The sequence below is a fragment of the Prosthecobacter sp. Pr1 genome (genome assembly GCF_057652315.1).
The window spans coordinates 69,117-94,887 of record NZ_JBYFBS010000011.1; the positions used below are offsets into that span (position 1 = coordinate 69,117).

A 25,771-nucleotide genomic window follows, 5' to 3' on the forward strand; every position below is an offset into this window, starting at 1 on the left:
GAACTGCTGGCGTGGGTTCTGCGAGGGGGTATCGTATTGCCCTGCCATTTTAGGCAGGGTCTTTTACCCCTTTTTTTACTCTCTCATGTGCGGAATCGTTGGATACATCGGCAATCGTCAGGCCAGCTCCATCCTCTTGGATGGGCTGCGTCGTCTGGAATATCGCGGCTATGACTCGGCCGGCATGGCCCTCAATGGCGGCGGCGAGAACCTCCGGATCGTGAAACGCGCCGGTCGGATCGACAACCTGCGCCAAGCTGTCACGGAAGCAAATCCGCTGGGCACCATGGGCATCTCCCACACCCGCTGGGCCACTCACGGACCCGCGACGGACGTGAACGCCCACCCGCACCCGGACCAGTCCGGCAAGCTGGTGCTGGTGCACAATGGCGTGATCGAGAACTACCAGACGCTGCGCGATCAGCTGATCGCCAAAGGCCACACCTTTCATTCTCAAACGGATACGGAGGTGCTCTCCCATCTGGTGGGCACCTATTTTGATGAATCGAAGGAGCCGGACGGCACACTGCGCCTGGTGAACGCCCTCAAAGCCGCACTGGCCCGGGTGAAGGGCACCTACGGCATCGCCGTCATGCATGGGGATCTCCCCGGCGTCATCGTCGGCGCCCGCCTGGGCAGCCCGCTGATCGTCGGACTCGGCAAGCACGAGCATTTCCTGGCCAGCGACGTGTCCGCCGTGGTGGCCCACACGCGGGACGTGGTTTACCTGAACGACTACGACATCGTCACCATCACCAAAGACAGCTATGACGTGCAGTCCCACCAGGGCGTGCCCGCCGAGGTGAAGGTGAGCCGCGTGGAGTTCAGCGCGGATGACGCCGAGAAGGGTGAGTTCCCGCACTTCATGCTCAAGGAGATCTACGAGCAGCCCAATTCCCTGCGCAATGCGATGCGGGGCCGCCTTTCCCGCGACGAGTGCACCGCCATCATGGGCGGCCTGAACATGAGCCCGAAGGAGCTGGTGCAGATCGACCGCATCATCCTTGCCGGCTGCGGCACGGCTTACCATGCCGCCATGGTGGGTGAGTATTTGATCGAATCCCTCGCCCGTGTGCCGACGGAGGTGGAGATCGCCAGTGAATTCCGCTACCGCAATGTGCCCACGAACAAGAACACGCTGCAGTTTGTCATGAGCCAGAGCGGCGAAACGATCGACACGCTCGCGGCCATGCGGGAAGGCCAGCGCAAGGGCATCCGCTGCCTGGGCATCGTGAACACCGTGGGCAGCACCATCGCCCGTGAGAGCGACGGGGGTGTGTACATCCACGCCGGACCGGAAATCGGTGTGGCGGCCACGAAGACCTTCACCTCCCAAGTCACCATTCTGACCCTGCTGAGCCTCCTCCTCGGCCGCATCCACCACCTTTCCAGCGTGGACGGCCTGGAAATGATCGACCAGCTCGAAGCGATGCCGGACAAGATCGCGCAGATCCTGAAGCAGGCGGACAAGATCAAGGCCATCGCCGAGAAGCATTGCAATGCCGAGGGCATGCTCTTCATGGGCCGCCAGATGAACTACCCGGTGGCGCTGGAAGGCGCGCTGAAGATGAAGGAAATCAGCTACATCTACGCCAGCGGTCACCCGAGCGCGGAGCTGAAGCACGGCGTCATCGCCCTGGTGAAGCCGGACATGCCTTCCGTGTTCATAGCCCCGGGGGATGCCGTCTTCGACAAGAACGTGAGCAACATCGAGGAAGTGCGCGCCCGCAAAGGCCCCGTAATCGCCGTGACCACTGAAGGCCGCACGGAGCTGGAGCGCATCACCGATGATGTGATCTACGTGCCGGACTGCCCGTCCTACCTGACGCCGATTTTGAATGTGGTTCCGCTGCAGCTTTTGTCCTATTACACGGCCGTCGCACGCGGGTGTGATGTCGATAAACCAAGAAATCTCGCCAAAAGTGTTACAGTGGAGTAAAGTAATGTCGTTCGCCCCCCATCATGTCCGCTCCCCCGTCACGCTCCCGCCGTACGATTTGCCTCGTAGCGCTGGGGCTGTGCCTGGGTGGAATGCCTGCTGGGGCTGATGAACCCGCTCTGGACGACGCCGCACCCTCCATCATTCTGAGAGATCAGACACCGGCGGATTTCCTGGATCTGATCGGCCAGCGCACGAAGGCGCGGTGGCGACTGCTGTTTCGTCCGCCACCGCCCACGCCGCCCACGGATCGCGGGCGTGCCGCGCTGCTTCTCGGCGGTCTGATGGCAGACAGCTTCCTCATCTGGCAGGCGGGGGATTCCCAGCAGTTCCGCAACAACAACCAGGAAGTGCTCAGCTACTGCCGCATGCTGGGTCTGGGTGAAAAACTCCTGCCCCGCCTCATGGCCCAGGGCAAAATGGCGGAAAGCAATGAGTGGAAGGAGCTCCGCAGCGAGATCGTGGACAGCCACCAGGTGCTGATCCGCATGCTGCGGGAGCAGAAGGACGACGACCTGGCGGTCCTGATCGATCTGGGGCTCTGGCTGCGACTGTTGGAGATCGTCTCCAGCGTGGTGGTGGAAAATGACACCGTGGAAGTGCGGCCTTTGTGCATCGGCTCACCCGTGATCCTTCAGGAAATCCGCGATGACTACAACCGGCTGGGCATGCCCAAGCATGAAGAGCCCATGATCAAGCACATCGGCGCCGCCATTGAAGAAATCAGCGCCCTCTGGCGCAGCGCCATTCCCGCCGCCCCCACGGCGGAGCAGGTCACCAAGACCCATGAGAAGCTCAAGGAGATCATGCAGGTGATGCTGGAAAAGCAGCCTTGAGCTGCCGTTTGTTTTTTGCGTGCCTGTGAATGACTCGGCCATGATTTCGGGCTAAAGGCCCCGCACTCCTTTCGTCATGCCACCCCGCATCCTCATCATCGGCCAGGGACTCGCCGGCACGGCGCTGGCGTGGTGTTTGTGGGAGCGTGGGGTGCCGTTTGTCATCGTGGATCGCGACGAAGCACTCACCTGTTCGAAGGTGGCGGCGGGTTTGATCACGCCGATCACGGGCATGCGATTGACGGTCAGCTGGCGTTATACAATGTTTTACCGTGAGGCCTTGGGCTTCTACCGCCGCTGCGGCCAGCGTCTGGGGCAGCGCTGCTTCTTCCCGCGCGGCTACGTACGGCTGCTCAAAAACGAGGCAGAAATCGCCAAATGGCACAAGCGCCGGCGGGATCCCGACATGCAGCCCTTCCTGCACCCGCAGGCGCCGAAGCTGGATGCGGAGGTCATTCACGATCCTGCGAATGGTTTCCAGCAGCGCCATGCTGCCTGGTTGGATACCCCCACCTACCTCGAAGCCAGCCGCAGGTTCTTCGCAGAACTCGGAGCCTGGATGCAGGCGGACGTGCAGCCCAGTGAGGTGCGTGACGACGACACCGGCGTGGAGTGGCAGGGCCAGCGCTTCTCCCACGTGATCTGGGCGCAGGGCTGGAGCGCGGCAAAGCACCCTCTTTTCAACTGGGTGCCGTTTCAGTCTGCACGCGGCACTATTCTGACGGTTCAGGCCGATATGCGCGGCGAGCAGCGCATTCTCAACCGCGGCTGCTGGCTGCTACCGCGCCCGGACGGCAGCCTGCGTGCCGGATCGACCTACGAATGGAAGTTTGATGATCCGCACACGCCTGCGCCGGAGCAGGTGAAGCAACTGGAAGCCAATTTGAGCAGCCTGCTCAAGGTACCTGCCTCGATTACTGCCATGCAGACGGCGGTGCGGCCTATCATCAAGAACCAGCAGGCGCTCATGGGCACACACCCCGCGCATCCGCGTGTCGCTTTTCTCAATGGCCTCGGCTCCAAAGGCTCTTTGAGGAGTCCCTGGCTGGCCCGGCACCTTGTCGAGCATTTGCTGGATGGTGGTGCGCTGGATCCGGAGCTGGATCTGCAGCGGAATCAGATTTGAGCGTGAAGGCCTTTTTCGTGGGGGGGTGTTTTGCTTGTCCATGTCCTGAAGATGGCTTCGCCAAACGGCCCGGCTTTGGAGGCATCGAGTTATGGATGGTTTCCACGCGCTCAGGGTCGGGCGGGCTGTCGCCACACCCAACCCACGGTCCTCACGTGCCGCAAAACGTTTGATAGGCACCGGGTGCCAGACCGGAGGGCGTGGTGAATTCAGACTGGATCTCACGGTCCTCGTACGGCTTCGCCAGCACCTCCAGCAGGCGCTGCATGACGCTCAAATCGCTGCGCTCCACGGCGGCGGCGAGCGCTTCTTCCACCTTGTGATTGCGGGGGATCACGGCGGGATTGTGCGTGCGCATGTGCTGCTGCACTTCGTTTGCAGACTGCGGCTGAAGTTTCAAACGGGCCTGCCATTGCGCGTGCCAGGAGGCGAAGGCGGGATTCTGCTGTGGAGGGGTTTCTGCGGGGTTTAACGCGCGGAAGGTGTTGGTGAAATCGGCCTTTTGGTCTTTCATCCACATCAGCAGCGCTTCGATCAACGCCTTGTCTTCGGCTTCTTCGGTAAAGAGCCCCAGCTTGGACCGCATGCCGGTGAGCCAGTGGCCTTCAAAGGTCGTCTTGAAACTTTCGATGGCCGCATTGGCCAGCTCCACGGCCTGCTTTTCATCGGCATGAAGCAGGGGCAGCAGGGCCTCCGCCAGACGGGCGAGGTTCCACTGGGCGATCTGCGGCTGGTTGCCGTAGGCGTAGCGGCCATTGCGGTCAATGGAGCTGAACACGGTGGCCGGATCAAAGGCATCCATGAAGGCACAGGGGCCATAGTCGATGGTCTCGCCGCTGAGCGCCACGTTGTCAGTGTTCATGACGCCGTGAATGAAGCCGACGCACTGCCATTGGGCGATGAGGCGGGCCTGGCGTTCCATCACACCTTCGAGCAGCGCGAGGTAGGGAGAGGCGGAGGCGGCGAGTTCGGGATAATGGCGCTGCAGGGTGTGATCGGCGAGGGCTTGGAGGGCGGCTTGATCTCTGTGCGCCGCGGCCCATTCGAAGGTGCCCACGCGGATGTGGCTGGCGGCGATGCGGGTGAGCACGGCGCCCGGCAGCGACTCCTGGCGAAAGACTTTCTCGCCGGTGGTGACGACTGCAAGGCTGCGGGTGGTGGGAATGCCGAGCGCGTGCATGGCCCCGCTGATGATGTATTCGCGCAGCATGGGCCCCAGAGCCGCACGGCCGTCTCCGCGCCGTGAGAAGGGCGTGGGGCCGGAGCCTTTGAGCTGCACATCGTAGCGCTCTCCCGTGGGCGTGATTTGTTCTCCCAACAGGATGGCGCGGCCATCGCCGAGGCCGGTGAAATGGCCGTACTGGTGGCCTGCGTAGGCTTGGGCAAGTGGCTCCGAGCCCTCGGGAATTTCGTTGCCTGCGAAGATCGTTGCCTGTTCTGCCAAAGCTGGGGCATTCAACCCCAGGGATTGTGCCAGCGCGTGATTGAAGACGATCATGCGGGGCTCCCTTACCGGCGTGGGGTCCAGATGCTCGTGGAGCATCGTGGGCAGTCGGGCGTAAGAGTTGTCGAAATTCCAGCCGGATGAGTTGGGATTGGTGGGGGCAGACGCAGACATGGAGAGGATACGCCTTCATGCGCCATCCGGAGCGGCAAGTCTACTGCGCAGACCATCTCAGGGATCGTACCATCCAGCGCTTTATTCCGCCGGTGAAGTCTCTATTCTCCGCGCATGCTTCCTCCCAAACCCCACCTCGCCAGCCCGAATGGCGGCCTGCCCTCGTCTGTGCTGTGGGCGCAGCTGATGCTGAAGGACCGGCTGCGGCCGGGCGACATCGCGGTGGATGCAACGATGGGGAACGGGCATGACACCTTGTTTTTAACCCAGTGCGTGAGCCCTGGCGGGCATGTGTTTGCCTTTGATGTGCAGGCGACGGCCCTGGTGGAGACAGCGAAGCGTGTGCCGGCGGAGATGACGACGCTGATTCACTCCGGGCATGAAACGATGCGCGAGAAGGTGCCAGCTGAGCACCATGGGAAGATCAGCGCGATCATGTTTAATCTCGGCTATTTGCCGGGGACGGACAAGACGCTCATCACCCACACGGAGACGACGATGATCGCGGTGCAGGCGGCGTTGGAGCTGCTGAGACCGGGGGGGCTGCTCACCATCGCGGTGTATCCTGGGCACGAAGGCGGAGCTGAGGAGGGGCGGAGCATCGCGGTGTGGGCGGCAGCGCTGGAATCCCGGCGCTATGAGGTGCAGCATTTGCGGCCGATCAACCGTGCGGCTTCACCGCCGGAGCTGTGGGTGGTGTGGAAGCGGGGGTGATGAAGTGAGGGACGGTGGTCTCCGTTGATCAGCGGGCCGCAAACACGCTGGCAGACAATCAATTCTACATCGACCGGCAAGGCGCCCGTTCGCTGAAGCGGCAGCACAGGATGACTTGCATGCAGCGGGTGCTTGCGGGAGCGCTGGTCGACAGGCAGGAGTGTCTGTCGTACTTCTGACAGAAGAAAAATACAGATACTCTTGTGTGCCAAGGGCACTCCCTTCCCTGAGGTACTTGCGGAAACCCGCATCTCCGCCTAGCTGGAGGCCGCGCGCATGGCCAACCTCGACTACCTCAGCATTCTCTCCGTGGCCGTGCCAGTCTATCTCACGATGGGCGCCGGGGCGCTGGCCCGCAAGACGGGGCTGCTGAAGCCGGAGGCGGATGTGAGCCTGATGAAGCTCTCTGTGATGATGCTCACGCCGGCGCTGATCATTGAGCGCGTGGTGGGAAATCCTGCGGTGATGCGGCTGCCGCCGGTGCTGATTGCCGCCGGGCTGGGCTATGGGCTCATCGTGTTTGGCATCGCGCTCACGTATTTCGTGGCACCGCTGATCGGCCTGAAGAAAGGCGAAGGCCGCCGCACGTTCAGCGTGGCCTGCGGGCTGCAAAATTACGGCTTCGTGGCCATACCCATCGTCACAGCCTTGTTTCCAGACAAAGGCACGCTGGGGGTGCTTTTCACCTTCACGCTCGGCGTGGAGCTGGCGTGCTGGACTGCGGGCGTCGGGCTGCTGACGGGCTTGGACAAGGCCCCGTGGCGGCTGGCGCTGAATGCGCCGGTGCTCACCATTTTGATCTCGCTGCTGCTGAATTTCACCGGCCTGCATGCCCATGTGCCGCAGGTGGCGCACAACACCTTTGCCATGCTGGGCGCCTGCGCGGTGCCGCTGGCCGTGCTGCTCATCGGCGCCTCCATCGCGGATCTCTGGGGACAGGGGGCCATGCAGTGGAAGGTGGCAGTCGTCAGTCCCATTTTGCGTCTGGGCATCATCCCCGTCGCCTTTCTGCTGGCGGCCTACCATCTGCCGATCAGCCTGGAATTGAAGCGCGTCATCGTCGTGCAGGGCGCGATGCCCTCCGCCGTGTTTAACATCATGATCGCACGCCTCTACGGGGGGCATGCATCCACCGCCGTGCAGGTCGTGATGGCCACCACCATCGTGAGCTGCGTTACCACGCCTCTTGTCATCGCCTGGGGGCTGAAACTGGTCGGCTCATGAATCTTCCCTGGTATTTGCTCTTCCCGCTTGGCTCCGCCGTCGGCTACGCGATCGCGTCCTTGCTGCTGAAAAAAGCGCTCACAGAGGGAGCACACCCGATGGCGTGCTTTCACATCAACAACTGGACCAGCACGCTGGCCTTTCTGCCGCTCGCTTTCTTTGAAACGCAGCCCGTGCACTGGACGGAATGGTACCTGCCGATCGGACTGGGCACGCTGTTTTTCATTGGGGGCTGGTTCACTTTCATCGCCATGCAGCGCGGGGATGTGTCGCTCGTCACACCGGTGCTGGGATCGAAGGTGGTGTTTGTCGCGCTGGGTGCCAGCCTGTTCATCACCGACAGCATGAAGCCGCTGATGTGGGTGGCTGCCATCATCACCACGGGCGGCATCTTCCTCATGAGTGCGACCGATTTCAAAACGCCGAAAGGCGCGCGGCTGGCCGGTCCGGTGGTCATGGCGCTCATCAGCGCCGCACTCTACGCCTTTGCCGATGTGTTCCTGCAAAAATGGGCGCCCTCATTCGGCCCGAAGACCTTTCTGGCTCTCCTGTCTGGCACCACCGGCGTGCTCTCACTCCTCTCGATGACGCTGCTGCCCAATCGCCCGCCGATCCCGTGGAATCGCGCCACACAGTGGTCCATCGGTGGCAGCACCTTGATCGCCGCGCAATCGATGACCTTGGGTCTTTCGCTCGCTTACTTCAATGACGCCGTCGGCGTGAACGTGGTGTACGCCACGCGCGGCATGTGGAGCCTTGCCGTCGTCGCGCTGCTCGGGCCGCTGCTGGGCAACCGCGAACGCCATGAGTCCGGCAAAGCCTACGGCATCCGCATCGTCGCCGCGCTGCTGCTCATGGCGGGAGTGCTCTGCGCGGTGATCTCGCGCATGCAGACCAAGTAGCTCCGTTTCTGGGGAATGGGGAGTCCGTGGCTGAGCGCTGATTTGTGCTTATTCGCGCCCATTTCTCTGCATCCGTGCTAAACTTACAGCTGTCAGCACCGGCACATTCAGCTTGCCGGATTAATTAATAAGGAAAGCGGGGCATCGAGAAACGATTCATTCCTGCTTTCCCGCTTCCGCCTCAGAAAATGGATTTGATCAGTTTGGCCCACCGGGGCGTCTAACCAAGCGACATCAACTCCCAGCCCCCGAAACTCATGCACACTTTACTGCGATTCCTGCTGGTCATGCTTCTGGCAGCAGGCACGGGCTCTCCGCTGCTTGCAGCCACGACTTCCACCCAGGGGAAAAAGTCTTCCCAGTCGGCAACCAGCTCCAAAAAGAGAGCGCCCGCCAAGTCTGATTCCACGCCGGCCAAAGCCGAAAGCACCCCGGCGAAAAAGACGCCTCCGCCCGAACCCGTCAACGAAGATCCCCCCACCGTTGTCCCCACGCCGGCGGCAGTTTCCACCCTCAGCATCGAGGACATCAGTGGTTTCGAACATTATCCCAAGCAGATTCAAAGCCTCGTGCAGAGCTGCCTGGCGCTCACGCATCTGGATCTCGGCTACCTTTACGGTTCTCATGAACCCAGCAAGGGTGGCATGGACTGCTCCGGCACCATTTATCACGTGCTGCACTTTCAGGGCCTGAAGGACGTGCCGCGCCAGTCCGACGAAATGTGCAACTGGGTGGACAAGAAAAGCCACCTCTCACTCACCCCCACCGCCGCCAGCTTTGACAGCGAAGAATTCGCCAACCTCAAACCCGGCGACCTGCTCTTCTGGACCAACTCCCTTGAAACCACGCGCAAGCTGCCTGTGACCCACGTCATGATCTACCTCGGCAAGCTCAAGAAAAGCGGCAAACGCGTCGTCTTCGGTTCCAGCGACGGCCGCAGCTACATGGGCGAGCGCCGCAGCGGCGTCAGCGTCTTCGACTTCAGCCTGCCCAAGCCCGAAAGCACCAAGCACTTCTATGGCTACGGGCCGACGCCGGGGCTGCTGCCTGCTGAGCCTGAGAAGCCGGTGATTGCGGCGGTGACGCCGCCTGTTCCTGCGCCAGCGTCCACGCCGAAAGAGACTGCGGTGTCCAAAGAAGCAGCGACACCGAAGAAAACGGCTGCGGTGAAAGAAACGCCTGCACCGAAGGAGCCTGTGGTAGTCAAAGAACCCCCGGCAACCAAGGCAGCCTCTGCGGCCAAGGAAACGCCCGCCCCGAAACTGGTGGCATCTGTGGCCAAAGAAAAAGAGGTGCCCGCACTCACGAAGCCCGACGCCAAAGAATCGTCCGCAGTTAAGGAGGAAGTGCGCAAAGCCGTGGTCATCACCACCGAAACGCCATCAAACTCGGCGACCAAGAAAACGGTCGTAGCCGATGCCAAGAGCGACGCTCCCTCCAAAGCCACCACCGCCAAACCCAAAACAACGGCAACCAAGAAGCGTTCGACCAATGTTGCTTCTACCACTCGTAGGCGCACTCCTGCCGCACCGCCGAAGAGCGTGTTTGAGCAGAAGATGGATCGCGCGGTGAGTTCGGTACGGCGGTTTTTTCAGCAGTGATGCGGCGGGCGGACGTTTGCGAGCACGGGTTTTTAAAATCCTCTAGGAGGCTTCTGCCTGCGAGTTTTCGGATTACTTCTCGTCGGCATTTCGTCAATTTTTGCTTACTGGACCCATTCCCGAGGAAACGCCTAATATACAAAGCTGAGCAACCGCCGTCTTTTTACGCGATCCGGCGTTGGCTGAAGTGAAGTGATTAGGCCACGGTTGATGAGGTCACAGTTTCGAGCTGGATGACTTGTGCATAGTTTCTGAACGCTTGTTTTCGGCACAGCATCCGAATGCGTTTTGCGAAGGGCATCTCGATGTGCTTCACAGTATATGGGACTGATATGATTCGCTCGTCGGGATTGGTGCGATCTCGCTCAATAAAAATACCTTCGAGGTAGGGCATTCGAATCGGCGTTAATTCAATGGTCATAATAAGAACTCCCCCCGATCCTCGCCTAAGATTTTGGCGCTTATAATAAAGATAAATCTCATTTGAGCGAACAAATCCTCGGCCATCACCTCTGGTGACGAACGTGTCGTTGCTGTTGTGATGCTCATACTGGAAAAACAACTCCTCCCCTCTTTGCTTGAGCCGAATAATTTCACGATGGTTTGCCCCTGACTCTGGAGTTCTGAGGTCTTTATAGGACGCGATCCAATAACCAGTTAATGTAAAAAAGGATTGTGACTCGATGACTCGATTCTGGATGCTCTTCACAATGAGCAAGAAGATACGAACTACAGCAAGGGTAGCGAGAGAGATTATCAGCTTATTGCCAATATCCTGAATGAGTGGATTCATTGCGTAAAGTAGAAGTGAACTAACGACCCATCCTCAGCGAGCCTGCGCACGGACGCACAGGTGCAACGGCGATGTTTCCGCCGAGTTCGCTGCAGCGCATGGTTGGCATCATGGTCGTTCAAAGGCTCTGAATTGAAAATGCTTCTGTCCGTATAAGCGTTCGCCTCTGATTGTCGGAGGTCATTGCAGCCAATAATCCCTCTATGAATGAGATAACTTGCTGTGGTCTCAACTCATCTGCGGGAATCTCCAAGTAAATATCGCGGAGCCGGACAAAGTCTTGGTATCTGTCGTGACAAATCTCAGTGGCTGTTGAAGACCATATGCGAAATAAATCCGAGCGAGGATGCGCGATGCTCGCGGTGAACCGCTCAAGGTCCAAAAGTTCTTCTAGTTTCATGGGGCATGGGCGTGGGGCATGAATGAGGCATAACATCTCGGATCAGGCGGCGGCGGGCGGGAAGCGTCGATGACACGACAGATGTCGTTCGAGCGGTTGCCTGTATCCGCTTCGTTCTCCTTTGGTCGATTCCCAGTGGTTCATTCGCGGGGTATCGGTGCCAGAGGCCGTGTCCTCTGTCTATTTACGACAACTGGACGTGGTTTAGGAACTGTCAGGCCAACCGATGCCTGACAAAGAAATGTAGTGGCATCCTTCTCAGTGAACGTCGTCTGGCATGTGGTCAACTCTGACAAAGCACACACTCTAAACTTCTTGGAACGCCAATACTTTGCCCTCTGCTCATCACGCATCGTAGTCGTCCCGAATGCAGTCGGAAACTTTACTCTGGAGAGAGCAACGGCGGCGAACTTTTTGTTCGGCTCCGTGTAGTAGAGCTTCAAGGAGAAGGGAAAATATGCTTGAATGTCCTGCTTTAGCCAACCCAAATGAACCTCGGTGAAGTTCGTTAACTCGTGAATGTGGGCCAGTGTGACACGATCAACAATCACGGCATCGTAGCCATTATGCCAGCAATGTATAGCTAGATAGGCTGCTAATACCCTATGCTGTCTCCGATAGTATTCTTGGTATGCTTGATCAGGCTTGGCCATTTAGAGGATATGTGTTGTGGTTGGGCGAACGTCCCGAATCAGGCGACGGCGAGCGGGAAGCGCCGATGACACGACAGGTGCCATTCGAGCCGTTGCCTGCATCAGTTTTGTTCGGCTCCTGTTTGGAACGGTTCATTTGTCGAGATCAAGTTTTCGAGGCACGATCGGCACGGTCACCGCCTGTGCAACTTCGATGCGCTCCTCCAAGAGCTGACCGTCTAGCGTAAATCTCTGCTCAATTCGGATGTTGGTGACCTGCTTCCAGTGGCGGTCACTAGATAGGTTCTCCGTGTTCTCGACTACTTGCTTGCGAGTCGCCTCCCAGACTTGCCAAAGAAATGCCGCTATGCCAAGAATATCAGCAACGTGCCCAATAACCTCCCATCCCGTCTCGTGTTGCACACCAACGGCTCCTGAACGTCCATGCTGAGACCCAAAGCCCCAAACGAACTTGCTGGATTCACTTGACCACGGACTCGGATGAGTGGTGTGTCTGGCAATGTTCTCTGCTAATGCAGGTAGAAGTTCAGTTGGCTGACAGAGGTGCCGGATCACCTCATACTCTGAACCATACATATATGCACTACACTCAACTCGATCAAACTGGTCTGGGAAGCTTCCCTCCATTACAGGTCGGAGCTTCAGGGAACAAACCTGATCTACAGGTAATCCGGCAAGGTCAGCGAAGACTCTAATCCGTGAAATAATAGACTCTGCGTTCTGGTTCTTCATCGCGGTAGAGTTTGTTAGCCGGTTGAATCTTTCGAATAAGTCGACTGCGTGCGGGAAGCGTCGATGACACGACAGATGCCATACAGTCGTCGCCTGCCTGCATCTGTTTCAATTGCCAATATTTTTCCTAAGTCATATATTGTTATCTTGTGCAAGACTACCAAAATTGTCGATTCATACGCAAGAAATTAATTTGCACAAATTTATCGGATAGCGCGTCTTCCAACGCCGCTTGCCACTAGGCAGGTGCCATGCCTGGAGGAACATTTGCGCACGGCTATCCGGCAACAACAGATGCCGCCACGCACCGAGAACAACATTCTTCGTGCCGAACGAAGGCAGTGCACGGAGCGGAACTCACCGCAGCCACTCGTCACGATGGGCCGCGACAAACGCATCGTCATTCAAATGAGGATAGGCGGCGTACACGCGGTCGATTTCTTCAAGCTGGCCGGGGCTGAGGGATTCGTGTTCGTCGAGGCACCAGAGGCCTTCGAGGAGGCCCTGGCGGCGGAGGACTTCGTGGAGGCCGGCGATGCAGCCGTGGTAGGCGTTGGCGGAATCGAAGAATGCGGCGTTGCTGTCGGTGACTTCGATGCCGAGGCGGAGCAGGTCGGAGGTGGCTTCGGTATTGCGGCATTGCTCCAGAAGCTGCACGGCGCGCTGGGTCCAGACGGACCAGTGGCCGAGGAGGCCGCCGACGATGCGGCGCTCTTTTCCGGCGATGCGATAGGGGGTGAGAAAGTCGGCGACGATGTTGTCGTCGTTGCCGGTGTAGAGGGCGATGTCATCGCGCCCGGCCTCCATGACGGCGCGGACGACGTCGAGGGTTTGATAGCGGTTGAACGGGGCCATCTTGATGGCGACGATGTTTTCGATCTCCGCAAAGCGACGCCAGAAGGAGTAGGGCAGCACGCGGCCACCGACGCTGGGTTGCAGATAGAAGCCGACGATGGGCAGCACCTCGGCCACGGCGCGGCAGTGTGCGATGCGTTCATCCTCGGTGGCCGCAGGCAGCGCGCCGAGGCTGAGGAGTCCGGCGTGGTAGCCGAGCTCGCGCAGCAGCTCGGCTTCACCGACGGCCTGTGGCGTAGCACCACAGATGCCGCCGATGCGCACGAGAGGTTTTCCCGAGCGGTCCATTTCTTCCTTCGCGAGTTCGAGCACGGGCTTGAACAGGCCGATCTGCGGATCGCGAATGGCAAACTGGGTGGTGTGCACGCCGACGGCGAGGCCGCCGACGCCGGCGGCGATGTAGTAGCGCGAGAGAGCGCGCTGCCGCCGTTCATCGAGCCTGCGCTGCACGGTGAGCGCGAGCGGATGGGCGGGGATGGCGATGCCGTGGTGGAGTGGGGAGCGAAAGTCGAAGTTGTTCATGAAATTTTGCTTCGCATGCTTACGGCTCAACCTTTCAACCGAGTCCATATGCTGCGCCACTTCCTGTTTCTGCTTTTTGCCACTGCCACTCTTCATGCTGCGGATGAGTTCCCGCTCGTGCCTGCGCAGGAGTGCCATCCGCGCAACGGTCTGCCGAACTTCTTTGCGAAGGCGAACACGGCGGGTGCAGAGATCAAGATCGGGTATCTGGGTGGATCGATTACGGCGCAGCCGGGCTGGAGGCCGAAGACGCTGGCGTATTTCCAGCAGACGTATCCGAAGGCGAAGTTCAGCGAGATCAATGCGGCCATTGGTGGCACAGGCTCGGACCTGGGTGTGTTTCGTTTGAAGCAGGATGTGCTGGATCACAAGCCTGACCTGATGTTCGTGGAGTTTGCGGTGAATGACGGCGGTGCTTCTCCGGAGCAGATCTTTCGCTGCATGGAGGGCATCGTGCGGCAGACGTGGAAGGCGCTGCCGGAGTGCGACATCTGCTTTGTGTACACGGTGACCGAAGCGCTGGTGCCTGCGATGCTGGAAGGGAAGTTTCAGCGCTCCGCGAGTGCGATGGAAAAGATCGCTGATCACTACGGCATCCCGACGATTCACATGGGCATGGAAGTGGCGAAGCTGGCGAAGGAAGGCAAGCTGGTGTGGAAGGCGAAGCTGCCGAAGACGGACGAGGAGAAGAAGGCGCTGGAAGGGAAATTCGTCTTCGCGCCGGACAGCGTGCATCCGCATGTGGAAACCGGACATGAGCTGTATTTGGCGGCCATTGTGCGTTCGCAGGAGCCGATCAAGGCGGCTTCAAAAACGCCGGGCGCGCATGTGCTGGGCGCACCGTTCATCGCCACGAATTACGAGCAGGCCAAGCTGTTGCCGATCACCGTTGCGACACTTTCCAAAGGCTTCACGCTGCTGGATCCCAAGACCGATGATTTCGGAAAACGCTGGGCCAACCGCATGACCACGCTGCACAAAGGCTCGCAGCCGGGCGAGACGATCACCTTCAAGTTCAAGGGTACGCGCTGCTCCATCTATGACATCATCGGGCCGGATTGCGGGCAGGTGATCGTCACGCTGGATGATCAGCCTACGAAGATCGTGCCGCGCTTTGACGCCTACTGCACCTACCACCGCCTCAGCGCGCTGGTGATCGGCACCGATCTGGAAGACAAAGTGCACACGGTGAAGATCGAGATCGATGCGAAGCAGCCAGACAAGGCGGCCATCCTCGCGAAGAACGGCAACAAGATCGACAAGCCGGAACGCTTTGATGCCACCGCCTTTTACCCTGGGGCCATCCTGATGGTGGGTGAGCTGGTGCCGTAGCGAGCTCTGGCGGGCCATCGCTCGTCCTTGCGCGTAAAATGCTCCTCACATCCTTTCCTTCTCCATGAATGAATATTCCTCATGGATGAGGAGTTGGGTGAACCGCTGTTAAGAGTCGTTTGAACCCTGATTCAATACCGCGAACCGAAGCAAGTCATATCTTTATGGAAATAATAATATGCACTGTTTCCTATGAGCCACGACCCTGCCCGCGTCGAGCAGCTCTTCAACGAGGCGCTCGAACGTGCAAACCACATTGAGCGCCATGTCTTTCTCACAGGAGCATGTGGGAACGATACGGCGTTGTGGAATGAGGTCTGGGACAGGCTGCGCAATCACCCGGGCAATGGTGGACAGCAGCGCCGCACGCGAGGGATCCGCGTGCCTAAATCCCCCAGCCACGGGGCCTTGGAAGAGAAGCCGGGGGACATGATCGGCCCTTACCGGCTGCTGCAAATCATTGAAGACAGCACGAGCAGCACCATGTGGATGGCGGAGCGAAACGCACGCGTGGCGGAGTTCGTGACCATCAAGATCATCGCCGCAGCCGCGAACGACTTTTTGATCCGCTATGAAGCCCAGAAGCATGCGCTGGCGCTGCTGGATCACCCCGACATCGCCAGGCCGCACGCCTGTGGCATGACCCCCGGCGGCAGGCCCTACCTCGTCACGGAGCTGCTGCATGGGACGCCCATCACCCAGTTTTGCGACGATCAAAAGCTGTCGCTGCTGACGCGCATTCGCTTGTTCATCCAGGTCTGCGATGCCATCCATCACGCCCACCAGAAAGGCGTGGTGCATGGGGACATCAAGCCTGCCAACCTGCTCGTCCGATGGGGCGATCAAGGGCAGCCATTGCTGAAGGTGACGGACTTTGGCATCGCGAAGGCGATGAACCACGCACTCGTCACACCCACGGGGCAGCTGCGGGCACCTGCCTCGTACCTGTCTCCCGAGCACGTGGCCGCCAAGGCGATCGATGCACGCACGGACATCTATGCGCTGGGCATGCTGCTGTATGAAATGATCACGGGAAGACTGCCGATTCCCACTCCCAGAGACGCGGCTGAGCACCTGAATGGGGTGAAGAAGGTGGTGTGTGAGACGCTGGTGGAAAAGCCGTCCGCCCTGCTACGCACGCTGCCCAAGGCACAGCTCACGGGTCTTGCTTTGAACCGCAAGCTGGAGACCGCCACCTATCCTGAACTCATGGAGGAGCATTTCGACTGGGTGGTGATGCGGGCCTTGGAAAAGCGGCCTGAAAGCCGGTACCCGAGCGTGGATGCAATGGAGAATGATTTTCTACGCTACCTCAAAGAAGCGGCGGCTCAGGAGGAAAAGCCGGCAGTCCAGGGTACTGCGCTGGGCAATTTTATCAGTGAGCACCGGGGATTGTTTGCTCTCGCTGCGATACTGGTGCTGCTGGTGGCCGGCGGCATGGCGGTGATGGGCTGGCTGCTGGTGAAGGAGAAGCAGGAAGAAGCACGCGTGACCGTGAAACAAAAGGCTGAGTCCTATTCCATGACCTCCCGCTTTCTGCAGGAGATGTTTGCCTTTCTAACGCCGGAAACCGTGAAGGGAAAAGACACCACGCTGGTGAAAGGCATGCTGGACGCGGCGGTCGAACACCTGGACGCGCTGGCTGACAACCCTGAGTCCGGAGCGCGGGCGCAGGAGACGATCGGGCTGACCTATCTGGCGCTGTCACAACCGCTGGATGCGCAGAGGCAGTTTCAGGGAGCCCTTGAGAAGCGGAAGCTGGCGCTCGGGGGCACGCATCGGGACACGCTGCGCTCCATGCGGCAACTGGCGACCGCCATGGAGGCCGAAGGCCGGTATGTGGATGCGGAGACACTGCTGCGCAGGACCTTGAGCTCCCAGCAAAAAACTCTGGGTCCGGACCACCCGGACACTTTTGTGACGATCTCGGTGCTGGCGGCGGTCTGTGATGACCAAGAGAAGCATCTGGAGGCCGAGACTTTGTTTCTCAATCTCTATCAAGTGCAGAAGCGTGTTCTCGGGGCGGACCACCTCGATACCTTGGCGACGCTCGGCAATCTGGCGAATTCATGCACCCTGCAAGGCAAACATGCCGAAGCCATGAAACGACGTGGCGAGCAGGTGGATGGGATGAAACGTGCATTGGGAGCCAGTGATCCGCGCACCCTCATCACGATGAACATTGCAGCCCAGGCCTGTGAAAAGGGCGGCATGCCATCGGACGCGGAGAAGCTGTACTTCGGCGCGCTGGAGATCTTGAAAAAGTCACTTGGTGCGGAGCACCCTGACACCTTGGTGCAGGCAGACGAGGTGGCGCTGATGCTGGGACGCCGCGGGCGGCATGTGGAAGCGCTGAGGCTGCACCACGAATGCCTGGACGCCAAACGCCGCATGCTTGGCCCAAAGGACCCGCAGACACTTTTTTCGATGAAGAACCTGGCGAACGAGTATGAGGCGCAGGGCAGGCAAGCCGAAGCCGAAGCTTCCCAGCAGCATGTGCTGGAGACTTTGAAAACGGCTTTTCCTCCGGAGCATCCTGAAATCCTCGCGCAGATGGACACCGTCGCCCAAGTGTATGACAGCCACGGGCGCTTTGCCGAAGCCACGAAACTCCGGCAGGAATCTCTGGTGGTGAAACGGCGTGTGCTGGGCGCCACGCATGTACAAACTCTGCACTCGATGCAACAGCTGGCCGCCTCGCTCGATGCGGATGGCAAACATGCGCAAGCCACCACGCTTCAGCTTGAGACGCTGGAAATCATGAAGACGGCCTACGGGCCGGGCGACCCTGATGTGCTGGCGCAGATGCATGCGATGGCGGCCATGCATGACCGGCATGGTGACCATGCGCAGGCGGAAAAGATCTACCAAGATCTGCTGCAGATTCAGCAGCGCGTCCTTGGCGTTGAACATGCGGACACAATCGCCACGCTGTCCGGCCTGGCAGCAACGCAGCGGCATGCAGGCCGGCTTGAAGAGGCCGAGGCCCTGTATCAGCAGGTGCTGGAACTGCAGCGCAAGCGCACGCCCGCAGACACTGCCGCAGTGGCCGCCGCCTCCGCAGACCTTGGGAGCTTGTGGCTGCAAACCGGACAATCGGCCAAGGCGGAGCCGCTGCTGCGTGACTGCCTGGAGCAGTGCTTCAAACAACAGCCTGAGCACTGGCTGCGCTTCAATGTCGAGAGCCTGCTGGGGGGAGCGCTGCTGCATCAGAAAAAATACACCGAGGCAGGACCGCTGCTGCAATCTGGCTACGAGGGGCTGAACGCACACGCGGGCATGCTTGCGATTCAGGATCGCTTTCGGCTGCGCAACGCCATCGAACGCCTCGCTCAATTCAACGATGCCACCGGCAATGCTGCGCAAGCAGCGCAGTGGCGGCAGAAGCTCGCCGAGTTTGATCAGCCGCGGGTTGTCTCGGGCACCCCGAAACTCAGCATGAGCACGAAGTAGGGACGTTTACAGTTGCTGACCGTGGTTGACGGCAGACATCCAGAAGATGTGAAGTCTGCGCGCCGTGTTGCAGCGCTGTTTATGATGGAGGACCACCTCTGCGTTATCGCAGACAAAGCTCAAGCATCGTCCACTTCGTCTGCACGACGGCATAGCCGGTCACCCCAGAAGGTGGCGACAAGCAGACTGCTGAGAGCTAGGAGGCCCAGGCCATTGAGGACATGGAAGTTGGTGACCCAGAAGCTTTTGCCGGTCAGGATCACGAAGATGCCCAGCGCCACCTGCACCGTGGGCATGAACAGCAGCAGCGTGGCGACAGGGCGCATCTGCGGCAGCGTGGCCAGCCAGCGCCGCGCATGCACCGCGACGAAGATGATCAGCAAGGCGACGGTGAAGCCCCAGTATTTGTGGGCAAAGAGAAGAAACACATCCGGTGGCTGAAGCGGCGGCAGCCACTGGCCCTTGGTGGTGAGAATGTCGCTCGCGGCCAGATGTGTGCGCTGGGTGTGGCGCAGGCTGGCGCCGAGAACCAGCTGGCCGAACACACAGAGAAACAATGCCAGCGACCAGATGCGTGCCCTGGCGGCTTCTTTGAGTGTGAGAACGAGGCGGCCTTCCGTCCAAGTGCGGGAGGATGCGAAGGCGATGAACACCAGCAGGCAGTAGAACAACTGACCGAGCGTGCCATGCGTGACGCCCAGCGGATCCGACATTTTCAAGACCCGCAAACCACCGAGTGAAGCCTGCAGCACGACCAGCAACAACGCGAGGGTGGTCAGGCCGCGCAGCAAGGGCCAGCGCTGGCTGTACCATTTCAGAACGAGCCAGGAAAAGCCGAGAGTCCCGATGAACGCAGCGGTCCCAACGGATCCCATGTAGATCAGCACCAAGAAGCCCATGGAACAAAGGATGATGCCGACACCCTCCATCAAGCCGGGCTTGAACTTGGCAAACTGCCAGAAGTAGAGGCCAAGCACCAGAAAACCGATGGTGGTGGCAAGCCAGCGGTGCCCATGCTCAAGCAGCAGAGCAGGCACTTTGTACCAGCCTTCAGGATTGAGCTTGCCGTAGCACAGCGGCCAGTCCGGCACCGCGAGTCCGACGTCTTCCGTGGTCACCGCAGCGCCCCACCAGATCAACACCACGCCGACGGCGAGCGTGAACAGAGCATAGCGATGAAAAGCACGGGAGGGCATGTCGGTCAGATCAGAAACGTGCGGCAAAAGCAGAAGGGCAAAATAATGAGGTCATTATTTTGCCCTTCGGTTCAACCATCCAGAAGGATGGAAATTAGTGAGCGGCAGGCTTCGGCGCAGCGGCTTCGGCGTCTTTGGTTTTCTTGCTCGCGGCATCGGACTGCTCTTTGGCCCAGGCGTCATATTCGGCGGCGGGAACCACCTCGAGAATGGCCTTCATCTGGGCGTGGCCTGGGCCGCAAAGCTGACCGCAGATGATGTCCCAGCTGCCTTCCTTGACCGGCTTGAACCACATGTGGCTCTTCACGCCAGGCGTCGCATCCTGCGCAGCACGCATCGGCACGAGCGCGAGATTGTGAATCACGTCCTTGCTGGCCACGTCCACGATGACCGGGCGGCCCACAGGGAGCTTCATGGTACCAGGATTGACGAAGTCGTCCTTGCCGTTGGGGTCGTGCAGGTCCTTGCCCATGGTGTTGGTGCCGCCGTCCACGTTGCGGAGATCCCAAGTGCTGAGCATCATGTCGGTGCCTGGGTATTGGAAGTTCCAGAGGAACTTCTCGCCCAGTGCGCGCATGCGGATGGTGTCGGGGGAGGTGGGATATTCGTCGGCCTGACGGGACCAGAGCGGGAAGGCGAAGCCGAGCAGGAGAATGGCTTCAACGATGACCACGCCGATTTCGATGTGCGTGGTCGCATGACCACGGAAGCCATGGTAGTCGGCACGTGCGGTCTTCTGTTTGCGGAAGCGATAGAAGGCGATGGCGAGATAAATGGACCAGCCCACGCCGAGCACGACCATGACCCAGTGGACAAAGCCCAGCATGTGGTCAACAAGGCCGCCGTGTTCTGAGGCGTTTGCGGTCTGGCCCATCCAGACATTGATAGAATCGAGTTTAAGGGTCATAAGCTAGAAGGGGAATTCAGGCGGAAGCGGTGGTGAGGTCCTGATGCGCACGCTGACGACGCACAAAGGAAAAAACGAAACAGGCGGCGCAGATGAACATGAAGGCGAGCATGCCCAGCATGAAAAGAATGGCGAAGCCCTGGGCCTGTCCGACAAGGCTGCCTTTGTCGGCCATGCAGGTGGCGCAGGCGAGAACGGAGGATGGAAGTGCGGGAATCATGTGGTTCAGACGATGATGGTGCGCATTTTTTTGATCACGTACCACACGCCATAGAACAGCAGGGCCAGGCAGAGCAGGCCCGCGTAGTTTTTGAGGGGTGCGGCACCGGCGGCAGCGGCGTCTTCAGGCATGAAATGCATCCACAGCCAGAACGCGGCATCGCACAAGATGGCGAAGACGAGAAAGACGATGTGGAAGTGCTTGAGCGACATGGCTGAGGTGCGGGGAACTACTGCTGTTCGACAGGGGCGTAGAAGCCTTTGAACTGGAGAGGGTCTTCGTGGGAGAAGATGAAGAGCGCGAAAAGGACGACCGCCAGCACCACGGTGAAGAGGAGGATCTTGTAGATCATGCTGCGCTCATGATTGAGATGCATGAAGATCAGCGCCACGAGCGTGGCCTTGATCGTCGCCAGAATCATGCCGACGAGGATGTTCAAGCTGTGGGTGGGCAGCTCCACATAGGAGAGCCACACGGTGGCTCCGCTGGCGAGGATCAGGATGCCTCCGATAATGAGGTACCATTTGATCGATTTCTGGATTGCTTCGATGTTGTCGGCCATGGCAGTGAAAAGGGTGAGTGATTACAGGAGGTACAACAGCGGGAAGAGGAAGATCCACACGAGATCGACGAAGTGCCAGAAGAGGCCGCCGACTTCGACGCGATTGGCGAGATGTTCGGGATCCTGGCGCAGGCGCTTGCCGTCAAACGCAAGGAAGTAGAGGAGCACCAGCGCACCGGCGATCACGTGCAGACCGTGCAGACCGGTGAGTGTGAAGTAGATGGCGTAGTAGGTGTTCAGCTTCGGCGTGAAGTTGGAGAAGAAAGTGAAGTCCTTCTTTTCCAGCACCACCGTGGGGTGATGGGCGTGGGCATCGCCGTGACCACCGGCAGGAGCATGAGCTTCAGCACCATGCGCATCGCCATGGGCGGCACCTGCAGCAGGAGGCTCAGCGGAATTCAGTTTGAAGAAGAGGGACTCTTTCTGCAGCGTGGCCGAACGGGACTTGTCACGGGTTGGATAGTCCTTCTCGAATTTGGTGATGTGGTGGTCACGGTTTTCAACGAAGGCCTTCTGCCAGGCTTCACCCAGGTAGCGGTGATCGAAAGCGAGGGACTTCTCAGACTGGGCGACGCCGCGTGCATCGACGCCGTCGACTTCGATGGTCATCTTGTCATCGGCCAGCTTGCCAGTGGCGGTGGTGCCGTCGCGGAAGGTGATGGTGGTGTCGGTGTAGGCAAAAATTTCGGAGGGCTTCACCGCGAACTTGATCGGGGCGGTGGCGATGAGCTTGATGGAAACCGTGCCCTTTTTGGCTTCTTGCGCCTTTTTGACGGCTTCTGCGCTGAGAGCCTTGAACGAAGCTTCATCCAAGGTGATTTCCTGACCGCCTTCGGTTTTGAACTTCGGAGCCGTGCCCTCGATGAACGGGAGGACGTGGCCGATTGGATCAGCGGTCACGGCGCTTGTCTTGAGCGGAACGGAGAGATTGAACTCCGTTGCACCCTCAAACTTCACCTGATAGCCATGAGGAAGATGGCCGGTGAGCATCGTGCCGTCCGTCAGTTTCACGGCGTAGTGGGCAAACTTGGCCTTGTACTCAAGGGACTTGTTGAACATGAAGACCCCCGCGCAAATCACGGTGATGGCCATGTTGATGCGGTACCAGCCAAACTTGCGCAGCTTGAGCATGGCCCAGGCCATGACGACCGTCACGGAGGAGGCGATGAGCACGACGGTGTTGATGAAACCGAGCGTCACATCCAGATCATGCACCGGCCATGGATAGTCGGCACCGACACGAAGGAAGATGTAGGCGGAGAACAAGCCGCCGAAGAGCATGACTTCCGAGGCAAGGAAGAGCCAGATACCGATCTTGGCATTGTAAAGACCGGTGTCTGGACGGGCGTGAACTGTGTAAGGGATGTCCATTGAAGTAGTCGCGGTGCGCGGTTGGAAGTTCGCGGTTTAGTGATGAGCCTGGGCTTTTTCAGCGACGGCTTTGAGGTCGGGTTTGCCGGGTTCGGACTCCCACTGCGGATAGAAGTCGGTGGCGTGGCCAGGAACGCTGTACTCGTAGGGACCACGATGGGCGACCGGATCAAAGAGGAAGTTGCCGTGCGGAGGAGGCGTGGGTGTGGCCCATTCCATGGTGGTGGCATCCCATGGATTGTCACTGGTGGCCTTTTTGCCGCCCTTGAGGCTGAACCAGAAGTTGATGATGAAGGGCACCTGGCCAAGCGCGAGGATGAAGGCACCGACGGACATCACGATGTTGAGGGACAGCATGTTGTCAGGGATGTCCAAGCCGAAGAAGGCGCCGACCTCGTGGGTCAGGGAGGTGGTCCAGTGGGACATGCCGCTGGTGTTTTCGAAGTACTTGCCGCCGTCATACCAGCGGCGGTGGAAGCCGGCCAAGCCCTGAACAAACATGGGGGCGAACACGAGATTCATGCCGAGGAGCGAAGGCCAGAAGTGCAGTTTGCCGAGCTTGTCGTTCATGAAGCGGCCGGTGAATTTCGGGAACCAGTGATAGACGCCGGCGAAGAGGGCGAAGATTGTTCCAGGAGCGACAACGTAGTGGAAATGGCCGATCACGTAATAGGTGTCGTGCAAGGCGAGATCGATGAACGAGAATGCCAGAGGCAGACCCGTGAGACCACCGATACCGAACATGGGCAGGAAGGCGGAGGCAAAAAGCATCTGCGTGTTGAAGCGGATGGAACCGCCCCAGAGAGACACCATCAAGCAAGTCAGCAGCACCACGGACGGCACCGAGATGAGAACGGTGGTGATCTGGAAGTAGGTGGACATCATGGTGCCCATGCCGGTGAGGTACATGTGGTGGGCCCAGACGAGGAAGCTGAGGAAACCGAGCGTGAGCACGGAATACACCATGGACTTGTACCCCCAGAGCGGACGACGAGCATTGCAGGGAATGATGTCCGTCAGGATGGCGAATGCAGGAAGAATGAGCACGTACACCTCAGGATGGGCGAGGAACCAGAAGAGATGCTGATAGAGCAGCGGGCTGCCACCACCGGAGATGTCGAGGTGCTTGCCACCTTCCATCAGGCCGGTAGGCAGGTAGAACGAGGAACCGAACACGCGGTCAGAGAGCTGCAGGATGGCCGCCACTTCGAGGGGTGGGAAAGCAAGCAGGAGCAGGAAGGCGGTGACGAACATCGCCCAGCAGAAGAAGGGCATCTTCATCCATGCCATGCCTTTGGTGCGCAGGTTGATGATGGTGGCGATGAAATTGACGGAGCCGAGGAGGGAGGCGGAGATGTTGAACACCATCGCCATGAGCCACCACATGTGGCCGTGGCTCCAGATACTTGTCACGCCGATGTTGGTCGTGGAGGCGAGGGGCGAATACATCGTCCAGCCGGTCTGCACCGGGCCGGTGCCGACGAAGAAGCTGTACATCATCAGAATGCAGCTGATGAAGAAGAACCAGTAGCTCATCATGTTCAGGCGGGGGAACGCCATGTCGATGGTGCCGATCTGGAGAGGCATGACGAAGTTGCCGAAGGCGGCGAAGCCAAGTGGCACGATGCCGAAGAACACCATGACCGTGCCGTGCATGGCACCGAGCATGTTGTACAATTCACCGTTCAGCGAACCGTCGGCGTTCAGCCAGCGGCCAAACATCTGCTCAAAAAGGTCTCCGATGAGGGGCAGGTGACGAATCACTTCGACCGCCGGCACCGGGATGCCCGGATAGGCGATGCTCCAGCGCATGAGCAGCATGAGGAAGAAGCCAAAGAGAAGGAAGATCAGGCCGGTGAGACCATACTGCAGACCGATGGTCTTGTGATCCGTGGAGAAGATGTACTTCCAGACGAAGCTCTGTTCATGATGCCCGTGTGCATGGTCGTCATGCGAGTGGTCGTGGGCGTGATCGTGAGTGGTGGCGGCGGCGCTCATAGGCTGGTGGTCAAAAGGGATCAGAGGGGGTGGGCGTTCGCGAAGTCGAACTCGAAATCAGCGGTGGCCTTGCCGCCACGGACGGTGACGGTGTGGGTGATGCTTTGCGAAAACTGCGGATGCCAGGCTTCAACGACGTATTCGCCATCGGCGAGCGCACGGGAGATGGAGAAACGGCCGTCGGTGCCGGAGACTGCACTGTGCGCACCTTCGTGCACAAAGACCCAGGCGTTCATCCAACGGTGCACATCGCATTCAAGGCGGTAGATGCCCGGAGTGTTGAAGGTCTTCACATTTTCGTCGCCACGAGAAGGCTGCCCGAAGTTATCGATGTTAGCACCTTTGCCCTGGGCATCGTAACGAGCGATGCGGATGTTGTGGAAGGTCAGGTCACTGTTGTGAAAGCGAACTTCCTGCCCGGCTTGGATGGACACGGTGTGCGGTACGAACTCGCACTTCGTCTGGTCCACCAAAGGAGCAGCGGAGACGTTGCTGGCGCGCTGGCTGCCGCGCACGGTGATCACGGTGTCAGCGAGAGAGCCATCCGCAGCCACTTTCCATGTGGAATCAGTGATGTCGCCATGGCCGGTGCAAAAGGGATTGCCACCGACATCGACAACTTTGCGCAGTGCCGCAGCATTGGCACCTTTGAGCGTCACCTTGCCGGTGATGCTGGGAGTTTCGGCGATCTGGACGGCAGGAGCGAGCTTCACCTCGGCGGCAGCTTCAGGCATCTTGCCGCAGCTTACGTTCGCGATCAGCATGACGGCTCCGAAGGCAGCCCAAGGTGCCTGGCGGGAGACGGTTTGCTTCACAC

21 protein-coding genes are annotated in these 25,771 nt (G+C 59.5%); 9 read left to right on the forward strand and 12 right to left on the reverse strand.

Annotation, left to right across the window (positions count from 1 at the left end; all coding sequences use genetic code 11):
* The first annotated feature begins 85 nt into the window (after positions 1 to 85).
* The 3 genes from glmS (at position 86) to AC24GY_RS17990 (ending at position 3,901) form a co-directional block, all read left to right on the forward strand.
* A complete protein-coding gene (glmS, locus tag AC24GY_RS17980; protein WP_487685954.1) occupies positions 86 to 1,939 on the forward strand; it encodes a glutamine--fructose-6-phosphate transaminase (isomerizing) in 1,854 nt (617 codons plus the stop codon).
* A gap of 23 nt (positions 1,940 to 1,962) precedes the next feature.
* A complete protein-coding gene (locus AC24GY_RS17985) occupies positions 1,963 to 2,775 on the forward strand; it encodes a hypothetical protein (protein WP_422323395.1) in 813 nt (270 codons plus the stop codon).
* A gap of 76 nt (positions 2,776 to 2,851) precedes the next feature.
* Positions 2,852 to 3,901 (forward strand): NAD(P)/FAD-dependent oxidoreductase, encoded by a 1,050-nt coding sequence (locus tag AC24GY_RS17990; RefSeq protein ID WP_487685956.1) that lies wholly within the window; start codon positions 2,852 to 2,854, stop codon positions 3,899 to 3,901.
* A 151-nt stretch (positions 3,902 to 4,052) separates the two neighbouring features.
* Here the strand turns inward: AC24GY_RS17990 and AC24GY_RS17995 are convergent, their stop codons facing one another.
* Positions 4,053 to 5,519 (reverse strand): protein adenylyltransferase SelO, encoded by a 1,467-nt coding sequence (locus AC24GY_RS17995; RefSeq protein ID WP_487685958.1) that lies wholly within the window; start codon positions 5,517 to 5,519, stop codon positions 4,053 to 4,055.
* Positions 5,520 to 5,633: 114 nt separating this feature from the next.
* Here AC24GY_RS17995 and mnmM point away from each other — a divergent pair, with 114 nt between their 5' ends.
* The 4 genes from mnmM (at position 5,634) to AC24GY_RS18015 (ending at position 9,960) form a co-directional block, all read left to right on the forward strand.
* Positions 5,634 to 6,233, forward strand: a complete 600-nt coding sequence (gene mnmM, locus AC24GY_RS18000) for a tRNA 5-(aminomethyl)-2-thiouridylate-methyltransferase MnmM (protein ID WP_487685961.1) — start codon at positions 5,634 to 5,636, stop codon at positions 6,231 to 6,233.
* Between the two features lie 276 nt (positions 6,234 to 6,509).
* On the forward strand, positions 6,510 to 7,457 hold the full coding sequence (locus AC24GY_RS18005; protein WP_487685963.1) for an AEC family transporter: 948 nt from the start codon (positions 6,510 to 6,512) through the stop codon (positions 7,455 to 7,457).
* Positions 7,454 to 8,359, forward strand: coding sequence for an EamA family transporter (locus AC24GY_RS18010; protein ID WP_487685966.1), 906 nt, complete (start codon positions 7,454 to 7,456; stop codon positions 8,357 to 8,359). Before AC24GY_RS18005 ends, AC24GY_RS18010 begins: the two co-directional genes overlap by 4 nt.
* A gap of 257 nt (positions 8,360 to 8,616) precedes the next feature.
* Positions 8,617 to 9,960: a C40 family peptidase gene (locus AC24GY_RS18015; RefSeq protein ID WP_487685969.1), complete on the forward strand. Its 1,344-nt coding sequence runs from the start codon at positions 8,617 to 8,619 to the stop codon at positions 9,958 to 9,960.
* A gap of 196 nt (positions 9,961 to 10,156) precedes the next feature.
* Here AC24GY_RS18015 and AC24GY_RS18020 read toward each other — a convergent pair whose 3' ends face one another.
* The 3 genes from AC24GY_RS18020 to AC24GY_RS18030 all read right to left on the reverse strand — a co-directional run bounded on the left by AC24GY_RS18020 (position 10,157) and on the right by AC24GY_RS18030 (position 13,915).
* Positions 10,157 to 10,753, reverse strand: a complete 597-nt coding sequence (locus tag AC24GY_RS18020) for a hypothetical protein (protein ID WP_487685972.1) — start codon at positions 10,751 to 10,753, stop codon at positions 10,157 to 10,159.
* Between the two features lie 1,185 nt (positions 10,754 to 11,938).
* On the reverse strand, positions 11,939 to 12,538 hold the full coding sequence (locus tag AC24GY_RS18025; RefSeq protein WP_487685975.1) for a hypothetical protein: 600 nt from the start codon (positions 12,536 to 12,538) through the stop codon (positions 11,939 to 11,941).
* 357 nt (positions 12,539 to 12,895) lie between these two features.
* Positions 12,896 to 13,915, reverse strand: coding sequence for a dihydrodipicolinate synthase family protein (locus AC24GY_RS18030; RefSeq protein WP_487685978.1), 1,020 nt, complete (start codon positions 13,913 to 13,915; stop codon positions 12,896 to 12,898).
* Between the two features lie 48 nt (positions 13,916 to 13,963).
* Here AC24GY_RS18030 and AC24GY_RS18035 point away from each other — a divergent pair, with 48 nt between their 5' ends.
* Together AC24GY_RS18035 and AC24GY_RS18040 are read left to right on the forward strand one after the other, a co-directional pair.
* Complete coding sequence (locus AC24GY_RS18035) at positions 13,964 to 15,247, forward strand: SGNH/GDSL hydrolase family protein (RefSeq protein WP_487685981.1); 1,284 nt, start codon at positions 13,964 to 13,966, stop codon at positions 15,245 to 15,247.
* A gap of 192 nt (positions 15,248 to 15,439) precedes the next feature.
* Positions 15,440 to 18,700, forward strand: a complete 3,261-nt coding sequence (locus AC24GY_RS18040; RefSeq protein ID WP_487685984.1) for a tetratricopeptide repeat protein — start codon at positions 15,440 to 15,442, stop codon at positions 18,698 to 18,700.
* A gap of 119 nt (positions 18,701 to 18,819) precedes the next feature.
* On the opposite strand, the gene AC24GY_RS18045 is transcribed toward AC24GY_RS18040, so the two are convergent.
* The 8 genes from AC24GY_RS18045 to AC24GY_RS18080 form a co-directional block, all read right to left on the reverse strand.
* A complete protein-coding gene (locus AC24GY_RS18045) occupies positions 18,820 to 19,896 on the reverse strand; it encodes a COX15/CtaA family protein (RefSeq protein WP_487685987.1) in 1,077 nt (358 codons plus the stop codon).
* 94 nt (positions 19,897 to 19,990) lie between these two features.
* Positions 19,991 to 20,803: a cytochrome c oxidase subunit II gene (locus AC24GY_RS18050; protein WP_422315738.1), complete on the reverse strand. Its 813-nt coding sequence runs from the start codon at positions 20,801 to 20,803 to the stop codon at positions 19,991 to 19,993.
* A gap of 16 nt (positions 20,804 to 20,819) precedes the next feature.
* Positions 20,820 to 21,023, reverse strand: a complete 204-nt coding sequence (locus tag AC24GY_RS18055; protein WP_422315740.1) for a hypothetical protein — start codon at positions 21,021 to 21,023, stop codon at positions 20,820 to 20,822.
* Between the two features lie 5 nt (positions 21,024 to 21,028).
* Entirely contained in the window at positions 21,029 to 21,235 is a 207-nt protein-coding gene (locus tag AC24GY_RS18060; RefSeq protein WP_397383173.1) for a hypothetical protein, read from the reverse strand.
* 17 nt (positions 21,236 to 21,252) lie between these two features.
* Positions 21,253 to 21,585, reverse strand: a complete 333-nt coding sequence (locus tag AC24GY_RS18065) for a cytochrome C oxidase subunit IV family protein (protein ID WP_422315744.1) — start codon at positions 21,583 to 21,585, stop codon at positions 21,253 to 21,255.
* Between the two features lie 21 nt (positions 21,586 to 21,606).
* The gene (locus AC24GY_RS18070; RefSeq protein WP_487685992.1) at positions 21,607 to 22,956 is read right to left on the reverse strand and encodes a cytochrome c oxidase subunit 3; all 1,350 of its coding nucleotides are present in this window, start codon (positions 22,954 to 22,956) and stop codon (positions 21,607 to 21,609) included.
* A gap of 36 nt (positions 22,957 to 22,992) precedes the next feature.
* Entirely contained in the window at positions 22,993 to 24,954 is a 1,962-nt protein-coding gene (locus AC24GY_RS18075) for a cytochrome c oxidase subunit I (protein ID WP_422315748.1), read from the reverse strand.
* A gap of 20 nt (positions 24,955 to 24,974) precedes the next feature.
* Complete coding sequence (locus AC24GY_RS18080; RefSeq protein ID WP_487685995.1) at positions 24,975 to 25,718, reverse strand: carboxypeptidase regulatory-like domain-containing protein; 744 nt, start codon at positions 25,716 to 25,718, stop codon at positions 24,975 to 24,977.
* Positions 25,719 to 25,771 lie beyond the last annotated feature (53 nt).

Excerpts from the sequence above, each read along its gene's own strand:
- AC24GY_RS17995 (WP_487685958.1), bottom strand. The coding sequence starts at position 5,519 with ATGTCTGCGTCTGCCCCCACCAATCCCAACTCATCCGGCTGGAATTTC.
- AC24GY_RS18060 (WP_397383173.1), bottom strand. The coding sequence starts at position 21,235 with ATGTCGCTCAAGCACTTCCACATCGTCTTTCTCGTCTTCGCCATCTTG.
- AC24GY_RS18020 (WP_487685972.1), bottom strand. The coding sequence starts at position 10,753 with ATGAATCCACTCATTCAGGATATTGGCAATAAGCTGATAATCTCTCTC.
- glmS (WP_487685954.1), top strand. The coding sequence starts at position 86 with ATGTGCGGAATCGTTGGATACATCGGCAATCGTCAGGCCAGCTCCATC.
- AC24GY_RS18040 (WP_487685984.1), top strand. The coding sequence starts at position 15,440 with ATGAGCCACGACCCTGCCCGCGTCGAGCAGCTCTTCAACGAGGCGCTC.
- AC24GY_RS18010 (WP_487685966.1), top strand. The coding sequence starts at position 7,454 with ATGAATCTTCCCTGGTATTTGCTCTTCCCGCTTGGCTCCGCCGTCGGC.
- AC24GY_RS18015 (WP_487685969.1), top strand. The coding sequence starts at position 8,617 with ATGCACACTTTACTGCGATTCCTGCTGGTCATGCTTCTGGCAGCAGGC.
- AC24GY_RS18005 (WP_487685963.1), top strand. The coding sequence starts at position 6,510 with ATGGCCAACCTCGACTACCTCAGCATTCTCTCCGTGGCCGTGCCAGTC.
- mnmM (WP_487685961.1), top strand. The coding sequence starts at position 5,634 with ATGCTTCCTCCCAAACCCCACCTCGCCAGCCCGAATGGCGGCCTGCCC.
- AC24GY_RS17985 (WP_422323395.1), top strand. The coding sequence starts at position 1,963 with ATGTCCGCTCCCCCGTCACGCTCCCGCCGTACGATTTGCCTCGTAGCG.
- AC24GY_RS18075 (WP_422315748.1), bottom strand. The coding sequence starts at position 24,954 with ATGAGCGCCGCCGCCACCACTCACGATCACGCCCACGACCACTCGCAT.
- AC24GY_RS18065 (WP_422315744.1), bottom strand. The coding sequence starts at position 21,585 with ATGGCCGACAACATCGAAGCAATCCAGAAATCGATCAAATGGTACCTC.
- AC24GY_RS18055 (WP_422315740.1), bottom strand. The coding sequence starts at position 21,023 with ATGATTCCCGCACTTCCATCCTCCGTTCTCGCCTGCGCCACCTGCATG.
- AC24GY_RS18025 (WP_487685975.1), bottom strand. The coding sequence starts at position 12,538 with ATGAAGAACCAGAACGCAGAGTCTATTATTTCACGGATTAGAGTCTTC.
- AC24GY_RS18030 (WP_487685978.1), bottom strand. The coding sequence starts at position 13,915 with ATGAACAACTTCGACTTTCGCTCCCCACTCCACCACGGCATCGCCATC.
- AC24GY_RS18070 (WP_487685992.1), bottom strand. The coding sequence starts at position 22,956 with ATGGACATCCCTTACACAGTTCACGCCCGTCCAGACACCGGTCTTTAC.
- AC24GY_RS18045 (WP_487685987.1), bottom strand. The coding sequence starts at position 19,896 with ATGCCCTCCCGTGCTTTTCATCGCTATGCTCTGTTCACGCTCGCCGTC.
- AC24GY_RS18050 (WP_422315738.1), bottom strand. The coding sequence starts at position 20,803 with ATGACCCTTAAACTCGATTCTATCAATGTCTGGATGGGCCAGACCGCA.
- AC24GY_RS18080 (WP_487685995.1), bottom strand. The coding sequence starts at position 25,718 with ATGCTGATCGCGAACGTAAGCTGCGGCAAGATGCCTGAAGCTGCCGCC.
- AC24GY_RS18035 (WP_487685981.1), top strand. The coding sequence starts at position 13,964 with ATGCTGCGCCACTTCCTGTTTCTGCTTTTTGCCACTGCCACTCTTCAT.
- AC24GY_RS17990 (WP_487685956.1), top strand. The coding sequence starts at position 2,852 with ATGCCACCCCGCATCCTCATCATCGGCCAGGGACTCGCCGGCACGGCG.